The sequence below is a fragment of the Streptomyces sp. CLV115 genome (assembly GCF_038448545.1).
Classification (GTDB): domain Bacteria; phylum Actinomycetota; class Actinomycetes; order Streptomycetales; family Streptomycetaceae; genus Streptomyces; species Streptomyces sanglieri.
The window spans coordinates 1-9,366 of record NZ_JBCEWQ010000234.1; the positions used below are offsets into that span (position 1 = coordinate 1).

General features: G+C 72.5%; 8 protein-coding genes. 6 read left to right on the forward strand and 2 right to left on the reverse strand.

Going from position 1 to position 9,366, the window contains the following annotated elements; all coding sequences use genetic code 11:
• Nucleotides 1–206: 206 nt before the first annotated feature.
• Nucleotides 207–1,076 carry a hypothetical protein gene (locus AADR41_RS39550; RefSeq protein ID WP_342287086.1) on the reverse strand — a complete coding sequence of 290 codons (870 nt, stop codon included), beginning with the start codon at nt 1,074–1,076 and terminating at the stop codon, nt 207–209.
• A 40-nt stretch (nt 1,077–1,116) separates the two neighbouring features.
• Between AADR41_RS39550 and AADR41_RS39555 the strand changes: the two genes are divergently transcribed.
• The 4 genes from AADR41_RS39555 to ilvD all read left to right on the forward strand — a co-directional run bounded on the left by AADR41_RS39555 (nt 1,117) and on the right by ilvD (nt 5,808).
• Nucleotides 1,117–2,070: a Ppx/GppA phosphatase family protein gene (locus tag AADR41_RS39555; protein WP_342287088.1), complete on the forward strand. Its 954-nt coding sequence runs from the start codon at nt 1,117–1,119 to the stop codon at nt 2,068–2,070.
• A 196-nt stretch (nt 2,071–2,266) separates the two neighbouring features.
• Entirely contained in the window at nt 2,267–3,094 is an 828-nt protein-coding gene (locus AADR41_RS39560) for a sugar phosphate isomerase/epimerase family protein (RefSeq protein ID WP_342287089.1), read from the forward strand.
• The gene (locus AADR41_RS39565) at nt 3,091–3,789 is read left to right on the forward strand and encodes a TetR/AcrR family transcriptional regulator (RefSeq protein ID WP_342287090.1); all 699 of its coding nucleotides are present in this window, start codon (nt 3,091–3,093) and stop codon (nt 3,787–3,789) included. Before AADR41_RS39560 ends, AADR41_RS39565 begins: the two co-directional genes overlap by 4 nt.
• A 168-nt stretch (nt 3,790–3,957) precedes the next feature.
• On the forward strand, nt 3,958–5,808 hold the full coding sequence (gene ilvD / locus AADR41_RS39570; protein WP_342287092.1) for a dihydroxy-acid dehydratase: 1,851 nt from the start codon (nt 3,958–3,960) through the stop codon (nt 5,806–5,808).
• A 112-nt stretch (nt 5,809–5,920) separates the two neighbouring features.
• Here ilvD and AADR41_RS39575 read toward each other — a convergent pair whose 3' ends face one another.
• Complete coding sequence (locus AADR41_RS39575; protein ID WP_342287094.1) at nt 5,921–8,170, reverse strand: serine/threonine-protein kinase; 2,250 nt, start codon at nt 8,168–8,170, stop codon at nt 5,921–5,923.
• A 124-nt stretch (nt 8,171–8,294) separates the two neighbouring features.
• Between AADR41_RS39575 and AADR41_RS39580 the strand changes: the two genes are divergently transcribed.
• Nucleotides 8,295–8,639, forward strand: coding sequence for an SH3 domain-containing protein (locus AADR41_RS39580; RefSeq protein ID WP_446751192.1), 345 nt, complete (start codon nt 8,295–8,297; stop codon nt 8,637–8,639).
• Between the two features lie 146 nt (nt 8,640–8,785).
• A complete protein-coding gene (locus AADR41_RS39585; protein ID WP_124719452.1) occupies nt 8,786–9,307 on the forward strand; it encodes a hypothetical protein in 522 nt (173 codons plus the stop codon).
• Nucleotides 9,308–9,366: the final 59 nt, after the last annotated feature.

The following is a 9,366-nucleotide window of genomic DNA, read 5'->3' on the forward strand; positions in this document are numbered from 1 at the left end:
CTCCCCGGACCCGGACCCGTCGACCGGCCCGTCGACCGGCCCGGGCGACCCCACGCCGACCCCGACGGACTCGGGCCCGACCGATCCGTCACCGTCCCCGGATCCGACCGGTCCCACACCCACCACCGACCCGGGACCGGACACGCCGCCCCCGGCCGGCTGAGACCCGGGTATGCCGCGGCTCCCTCACGTCCGTCCCCGCATCCTCACGCAGGGCCGGCCGGAGGGGCCGGGTCCGCGGGGTGCGGTGCCATCGGCAGCAGTGCGGCGAGCCGCTCCTCGCACAGCTCGGCGAGGCGGTCGTACGCCTCCTTGCCCATCATCTCGACGAGCTCGGGCCGGTACGAGACGTACACCGGCTCCCCGGCCCCGTGCGCCGAGGTCGCCGAGGTGCACCACCAGTGCAGATCGTGGCCGCCCGGGCCCCAGCCCCGGCGGTCGTACTCACCGATCGACACCTGGAGGATCCGGGTGTCGTCGGGCCGGTCGATCCAGTCGTAGGTGCGCCGGACCGGCAGCTGCCAGCAGACGTCCGGCTTGGTCTCCAGGGGCTCCTTGCCCTCCCGCAGCGCCAGGATGTGCAGGGAGCAGCCCGCGCCTCCCGCGAATCCGGGCCGGTTCTGGAAGATGCACGAGCCCTTCCAGCGCCGGGTCTGGCGTTCCCCGTCGTCGTCGACCTGGACCCAGCCCGTCTCCGTACCGACGTCGTGGAACTGCCACAGGTCGGGGGTCAGCCGTTCGACGTGGCCCGCCACCCGCTTCTCGTCGTCCTCGTCCGAGAAGTGCGCGCCCAGCGTGCAGCAGCCGTCGTCCGCGCGGCCCACCTGGATGCCCTGGCAGCCGCTGCCGAAGATGCAGGTCCACCTGGAGGTCAGCCAGGTCAGGTCGCAGCGGAAGATCTGTTCGTCGTCCCCCGGGTCCGGGAACTCGACCCAGGCACGTGCGAAATCGATCCCCGTCTCGTCGTCGGACCGGTCCGGTCCGTTCGCTTCCGGTGCTTCCTGTTGCTGCATCTCCTGCTTCGTTCTCTGCTTCTTCGTGTTTTTGCCCGGCTTCGCCTTTTTCGTCTTTGGCACGCGCCAAGGGTAAGTCCGAGGTCCCGGTAGCGTTCGCTGTATGAGACTCGGAGTCCTCGACGTGGGTTCGAACACGGTGCATCTGCTGGTGGTGGACGCGCACCCCGGCGCACGCCCGCTGCCCGCGCACTCGCACAAGGCGGAGCTGCGCCTGGCCGAACTGCTCGACGAGGACGGGGCGATCGGCCCCGAGGGCGTGGACCGGCTGGTGGCCACGGTGGCCGACGCGCTCCAGGCCGCGGAGGACAAGGGGTGCGAGGACGTCCTGCCGTTCGCCACGTCCGCGGTGCGGGAGGCGAGCAACGCAGATCAGGTGCTGGCCCGGGTGCGGGAGGAGACCGGGGTCGACCTCGCCGTCCTGAGCGGCGCGGAGGAGGCCCGGCTCACCTTCCTCGCCGCGCGCCGCTGGTTCGGCTGGTCGTCGGGCCGGCTGCTGGTCCTGGACATCGGGGGCGGTTCGCTGGAGATCGCGTACGGCATGGACGAGGAACCGGACGCCGCGGTCTCGCTGCCGCTCGGGGCCGGCCGGCTCACCGCCGGATGGCTGCCGGGCGATCCGCCGGACCCGGCCGAGGTGAAGGCGCTGCGCCGCCATGTCCGGGCCAGGATCGCCCGCAGCGTCGGGGAGTTCACCCGGCTCGGGCGCCCGGACCATGTCGTGGCCACGTCCAAGACCTTCAAGCAGCTCGCCAGGATCGCGGGCGCCGCACGCTCCACCGAGGGCCTGTACGTCCAGCGCGCCCTCACCCGCAAGTCGCTGGAGGAGTGGGTGCCGAAGCTGGCGGCGATGACCACCGAGCAGCGCGGCGGTCTGCCCGGCGTCTCCGAGGGCCGGGCCGCGCAGCTGCTCGCCGGGGCGCTGGTCGCGGAGGGAGCCATGGATCTGTTCGGGGTCGAGGAGCTGGAGATCTGCCCCTGGGCGCTGCGTGAGGGCGTCATCCTGCGCCGCCTGGACCATCTGCCGGCGCAGGAGCCAGCCGCGTTCGGCGGCTGAACGCGCCGGAGCGGGCGCGGGGCGGGAACGGGGCGGGGACGGAGACGGAGACGGGCTCGGGGCCTGCGGCGCAATGCCCCGGCGTGCACCACCGCGTGCGCCGTCATGGTGCATCCCACTGTGCGCCGTCATGGGGCATCTCACTTTCCGACCGGACCCCCTCGGCGGGGCGTACCGCTGCCCGTACGCTGTCCCAGTGGCAGAACCAGTGGTGCGCATCCCGGATGCGAAGGTCGCCCTGTCGACGGCTTCCGTCTACCCGGAGTCGACGGCGACGGCCTTCGAGATCGCCGCGCGCCTCGGTTACGACGGTGTCGAGGTCATGGTGTGGACCGACCCCGTCAGCCAGGACACAGAGGCACTGCGGCGGCTCTCCGACTATCACCAGGTGCCGATCCTCGCCGTCCACGCGCCCTGTCTGCTGATCACCCAGCGCGTCTGGTCAACCGATCCGTGGGTGAAGCTCCAGCGGGCCCGTGCCGCGGCGGAGAAGCTCGGGGCGACGACCGTGGTAGTCCACCCGCCGTTCCGTTGGCAGCGCAATTACGCGCGCGACTTCGTCACCGGGATCTGGCGGATGGCGGACGAGACCGATGTGCGGTTCGCCGTGGAGAACATGTACCCGTGGCGCTACCGGGACCGCGAGATGCTGGCGTACGCCCCCGACTGGGACGTCACCAACGACGACTACCGCCACTTCACCGTGGACCTCTCGCACACCGCGACGGCCCGCACGGACGGCATGGGGATGGTCGAGCGGATGGGCGACCGGCTCGCCCACATCCACCTCGCCGACGGCAAGGGCTCCAACAAGGACGAGCACCTGGTGCCCGGCCGGGGCGACCAGCCCTGTGCCGAACTCCTGGAGCACCTGGCCCGCACCGGCTTCGACGGCCATGTCGTCATCGAGGTCAACACCCGCCGCGCCATGTCCACCGCCGAACGCGAGGCCGACCTGGCGGAGGCGCTGGCCTTCACCCGGCTCCACCTGGCCTCGTCCCCGACCCGAGCGCCGCGGCCATGACGGGCGGTCCTGCGGACGGCCCCGGCGCCCCGGACGGCCCCGGTCCTGCGGACGGCCCCGGCGCCTCTAGCCCCACCGGCGCCTCCGGCCCCACCGGCCCCAAGCGCCGCGGCCGCCCCTCCCGTACCGCCGACACCTCCGGCCCCGACGCCCGCACCCGCATCCTGGAGGCGGCCCGCACCGAATTCGCGGAGCGCGGGTACGACAAGACATCGGTCCGGGGCATCGCCAAGGCGGCGGGTGTCGACTCCGCACTGGTCCACCACTACTTCGGTACGAAGGACGAGGTCTTTGCGGCCGCCATCGAGCTGTCCTTCGAGCCGGCCCTGGTGATCCCGGACGTCCTCGGCAACGGCACGGACGGCCTGGGCGAGCGGCTGGCCCGCTACTTCATCGCCGTATGGGAGAACCCGGCGTCCAGGGCCCCGCTGCTCGCGATCATGCGATCCGCGCTGACGCACGAGGCGGCGGCGAAGGTCCTGAGGGGCTTCGTGCTGCGCCGGCTCCTGGAGCGCGTCGCGGAGGCGCTGGACGTACCGGACGCCACCTTCCGCGCGGAGCTGGCGGCTTCGCACATGATCGGGATCGCGATGCTCCGCTACGTGATCCGGGCGGAGCCGCTCGCCTCGGCGGATCCGGAGAAGATCGTCGAGATGGTCGCGCCGACGCTCCAGCGCTATCTGACGGAGTCCTGAGCCCCGCGGGGACGGGCGCCCGCCGCCTCTCCGCGCACCGTCCGGCCGCCGGCCGCCCGCCGACCACTCAGCGAGCAATTCATCCCGCATTTCGGACACTGTGTCCAGATCTTGGAGCCGGAGGCGTACGCTCGGAGACAGTCTTAAACGTCGAAGGAGCGAGAGACGATGCCCCAGCTGAGGTCCCGCACTGTCACCCACGGCCGCAACATGGCGGGCGCCCGCGCCCTTATGCGGGCCTCGGGCGTAGCGAGCGAGGACATCGGCAAGCCGATCATCGCGGTCGCCAACTCCTTCACCGAGTTCGTCCCCGGCCACACCCACCTGGCCCCGGTCGGCCGGATCGTCTCCGACGCCATCAAGGCCGCGGGCGCCGTGCCGCGCGAGTTCAACACCATCGCCGTCGACGACGGCATCGCGATGGGCCACGGCGGGATGCTCTACAGCCTCCCCTCCCGCGACCTGATCGCCGACTCCGTCGAGTACATGGTCGAGGCGCACTGCGCGGACGCGCTGATCTGCATCTCCAACTGCGACAAGATCACCCCCGGCATGCTGATGGCGGCGATGCGCCTCAACATCCCGACGGTCTTCGTCTCCGGCGGCCCGATGGAGGCCGGCAAGGCCACCCTGGTCGACGGCACGGTCCGCAAGCTCGACCTGGTCAACGCGATCAGCGACGCCGTCGACGAGAGCATCTCGGACGAGGACATCCTCCGTATCGAGGAGAACGCCTGTCCCACCTGCGGCAGCTGTTCCGGCATGTTCACCGCCAACTCGATGAACTGCCTGACCGAGGTCCTCGGCCTCTCCCTCCCCGGCAACGGCTCCGTCCTCGCCACGCACACCGCCCGCAGGGCGCTGTACGAGGACGCCGGCCGCACGGTCGTCGACATCACCAGGCGCTACTACGAGCAGGACGACGAGACGGTCCTGCCCCGCTCCATCGGCACCCGCGCCGCGTTCGACAACGCGATGGCGCTGGACATCGCGATGGGCGGCTCCACCAACACGATCCTGCACCTGCTCGCCGCGGCGCAGGAGGCCGAGCTGTCCTACGACCTGGCCGACATCGACGCGGTCTCGCGCCGCGTCCCCTGCCTGTCGAAGGTCGCCCCCAACGTGGCACCCGGCGGCACCTACTACATGGAGGACGTCCACCGGGCCGGCGGCATCCCCGCGCTCCTCGGTGAGCTGCACCGCGGCGGTCTGCTCGACGAGGACGTGCACTCGGTCCACTCCGACTCCCTCGCCCAGTGGCTGAAGGACTGGGACATCCGCGGCGGCTCCCCGTCCCCGGAGGCCGTCGAGCTGTGGCACGCGGCCCCCGGATGTGTCCGTTCCGCGACCGCCTTCTCGCAGTCGGAGCGCTGGGAGACCCTCGACCTGGACGCGGCCGGCGGCTGCATCCGCGACCTGGCGCACGCCTACTCCAAGGACGGCGGCCTCGCGGTCCTCAAGGGCAACCTCGCCGAGGACGGCTGCGTCGTGAAGACGGCGGGTGTCGACGAGTCGATCTGGACCTTCGAGGGCCCGGCGGTCGTCTGCGAGTCGCAGGACGAGGCCGTCGACAAGATCCTCCGCAAGGAGATCAAGGAGGGCGACGTCGTCGTCATCCGCTACGAGGGTCCGCGCGGCGGCCCCGGCATGCAGGAGATGCTCTACCCGACCTCCTTCCTCAAGGGCCGCGGCCTCGGCAAGAGCTGCGCCCTGGTGACCGACGGCCGCTTCTCCGGTGGTACGTCGGGCCTGTCCATCGGCCACGCCTCGCCGGAGGCCGCATCGGGCGGCACCATCGCGCTGGTCGAGGACGGCGACCGGATCAGGATCGACATCCCGAACCGCTCGATCGAGCTCCTCGTCCCCGAGGCCGAGCTGGCCACCCGCCGCGAGGCGCTGAACGGTGTGTACGCGCCGAAGAACCGCGAGCGCAAGGTCTCGGCCGCGCTGCGCGCCTACGCGGCGATGGCGACGAGCGCGGACCGGGGCGCGGTGCGCGACGTGTCCAGGCTCGGCTGACCGGCCTGCCGACAGAACGTGTCCAGGCTCGGCTGACCGCCCCGCCGACAGACAGACAGGCGGGAAGACCGACCAACCGACAGCCCGACAGACCACCGGACCCCGCCCGCTCTCACCAGCGGGCGGGGTCCTGCCCGTCCACGGCGAACACGGACCCGTCGGGCGCGGTCCCGAAGACGGTCCGCCCGGCGGCGACCGGGGCGGGCAGCGCCGAGGAGTACGTGAGCCTCCCGTTGCGCAGCCGGGGCGCCGTCTGGCCCAGCAGCTTTCCGTGCTCGGTGTCCACGGCCAGCAACCGCCCGTCCGCCGCCGAGAAGTACAGCCGGTTCCCGGCGGCGAGTACCGGCGCGGACGTCCGCCCGGCGGCGGTCTCCAGCTGCCAGCGGACCGCCTCGCCACCGGCCGGGCGGGTGTCCACGGCGACCAGCGTGCCGCCGTGCGCCAGCAGATAGGCGGTGTCCCCGCCCATCACGACCTCCGGTTCGTTCATCCGGAACGGCAGCACCGTCCGTACGGCACGTCCCCGCGCCGGGTCGTAGCGGACCAGCCCGACGGTCTGGGAGTCCCCGTTCATGGACGTCAGGACGAGCGCGCCGTCCGAGGTCCCCACCGGCGTCAGCATCCCGTCCAGCCGCCGCTGCCAGGCCGTGTGCCCCGTCGTGACGTCGACGGCCGTGACCAGCGTGGAGGATCCGTAGGCCGAGTGCTCGAAGGCGTAGGCCAGCCCGGTGCCCGCGTCGTAGAGCGCGTAGTCCGGGCGCTGGTGCCCGGCGAGCGCGTGGCGCCAGAGGGACACCCCGGTCGCGGAGTCCAGCGCCTCGGTCGTGCCGTCCCCGGCCACCAGCAGCAGCGTGTCACCCGCGCCGAAGGGGGTGCCCAGATACGGGGAGAGATCCGCGCCCCAGACCTGCTCGCCCTTGGCGGGGTCGTACGCCCGGAGCTTCCCGCCCGGCACCGCCGTGTGCACCAGACCGCCGGAGACCGACACCACGCCGACCGCCGGCGCGTCCGCCTCCGCGCGACGGGACCACAGCACCCGGCCGTCCGCCGGATCCAGCCGGGAGACACCGATGCCGCCGGTCGCGCAGTACAGCGCCGCGGGCGGGCCGGACGCCTCCGTCCCGGAGCCACCCGTATCCGTCCCGGAGCCGCCCGCCGGGGAACAGACCGGCGTCGATCTGCCGGTGGTCCGCAGCGCGGTGCGCCACGGCGCGAACTCCTCCGCCGAGCCCTTCGACCCGCCCAGGCCGCCGGAGCCGCCCGATCCGCCGGAGCCGCCCTCGGCACCGACGGCCCACACCCCGCCGGCCCCCATGACCAGCAGCGCCGCGGTGGCCGCCAGCCACCGCCGCTTGTTGCCGCCGCCGAAGGCGGACGTCCTCCCGTCCCGCTCCGCCGCCCCGCCCACATGGGTATCGGCTTCCGCGCCGGCGCGCGCCCCCGCCTCCGGGACGAGGGCCACCGCGACCCCGACATCGGTTCCCGCCCCGGCGGGAGCCGGCCGCCGCTGCGACGGTATGAACGCGGCGGCCTCGTACGAGGGCGGCCGCAGTGCCGTCATGATCTCGTCCGGGGTGGGCCGCCCGGCGGGGTCCTTCGTCAGGCACTGCCCGATCAGCGGTGCCAGGTCCCCCGGCACCCCCGCCAGATCGGCCTCGTCGTGCACCACCTGGTAGGCCACGATGTACGGGCTGTCCGAGTCGAAGGGCCCCCGGCCGGTCGCCGCGTGGACGAGCACCGCTCCCAGGGCGAACACATCGGCGGCGGGCCCGACCTCGCGCGGCCGCTGGAACTGCTCGGGCGCCATGTACGGCGGCGAGCCGATCAGCTTGCCGGTCTCGGTGCGCAGATCGCTGTCGTACGGCCGGGAGATCCCGAAGTCGATGACCTTGGGCCCGGAGTCGGAGAGCAGCACGTTGCTCGGCTTGAGGTCGCGGTGGATGACACCGGCCCGGTGGATGTCCCGCAGCGCCTCGGCGAGCCCCGCGGTCAGCCTGCGCAGTTCGGCCGGGGCCATCGGCCCGTTCCGCTTCACCTGGTCGGCGAGGGTGGGGCCGGGTACGTACAGGGTGGCCATCCACGGCCGTGCGGCGTCCGGGTCGGCATCGACGACCGACGCGGTGAAGGCGCCGCTCACCCGCCGGGCCGCCCCGACCTCCTGCCGGAAACGTGCCCTGAACTCCGGGTTCGCCGCGTACTGCCGGTGCACCACCTTGACGGCGAGTTGCAGTCCGGAGGCGGAGCGCGCCAGGTGTACGACTCCCATGCCGCCAGCGCCGAGACGTGCCTCAAGACGGTACTGCCCGGCGTACTCCGGATGCTCCGCTTCCGGATTGGCTCCGGTACCTCGCAGCGGCGGCATCGCCCACCCCCGTGTGTTCGTCCGCAAGCGCGACGCACGGAGCCTAGTCGATGGTGCGTGCGATCCGGATGGGGCTTGTAGCCTGCGCGTCGTACACACCGAACTCTCAACGGGGGAGGGCCTCATGGCCATGGACGAGCACACCGACACCGCGAGCGATGCCGCGACCGACACCGCGACCGACGTCTCCGAGAACGTGGTGGCGGCCGGTTCCGACGACGTCACCCGGTACCCGATCGCGCCCGGCTACCGCGTCAACGTCCGCACCGGACCGGGCACCAAGTACGGGATCGTCAGGACCCTCCCGTACGGAATGAAGATTCCGGTCTACTGCCAGAAGCCGGGGGAGCGGGTCACCGGCCCGTACGGCACCTCGAACATCTGGGACAACATCGCCAACGGCCAGTTCGTGGCGGACGCCTACGTCCACACGGGCAGCGACGGCTACATCGCGCCGCGCTGCGACTGATCGCGCCGCGCTGCGTCTGATCGCGCCGCGCTGCGTCTGATCGCTGCGGCGACGGGACCGCCGCGGCGACGGGGCCGCGACGGGATCGCGGCCGGAACGGTGACCGGCGCGTCCGGGCCCGCGACCGCCCGGGGATAATCGACTTCGTGAGCGAGAACAGCGAAGCCCCCGGCTCCGGCACGCCCGGCCCGCAGCCCGAGCCCCTGCGCTTCTTCGGTACGACCTGGGTCGACCACAGCGGGGGCTACGGGCTGCGACGCGCCGGGGCGGCGGTCGGCTCGCTGGCCGCCGCGGTCGTCGCCTGCTTCGTGCTCCGGTTCGCCTACCAGGGACTCCAGATCGCCGATGTCGGCAGTTTCGTCGGCGTCCTGGTGGTGCTGATGTTCGCCATCTGCAGCGCCATCGCCTTCCGCAAGACCTGGGAGGGGTTCAGCCGCCGCCCCGCAGACCCGGCGCGCGAGGCCAATCTGCGCGGCCTCAAGACGATCGGCTTCGTCGGCTCGCTGATCGCGTACTTCCTCCGTACGTTCCGGGAGGCGCCGGGCGAGCAGCTGCACCGCACGGAGTACGAGACGGCGCTGGCCCGCTACGAGAAGCGCCGCTCGTCCCGCACCGGAAACCCGGCGGCCCGGAAGACGACCAAGGGCAAGCGTCCCAAGCGCAAGTAGGCCACCCGGGACGAGCCGCCCCGCCCGTCCCCGTGCCCGTCTTCACCCCCGCGCCGGCC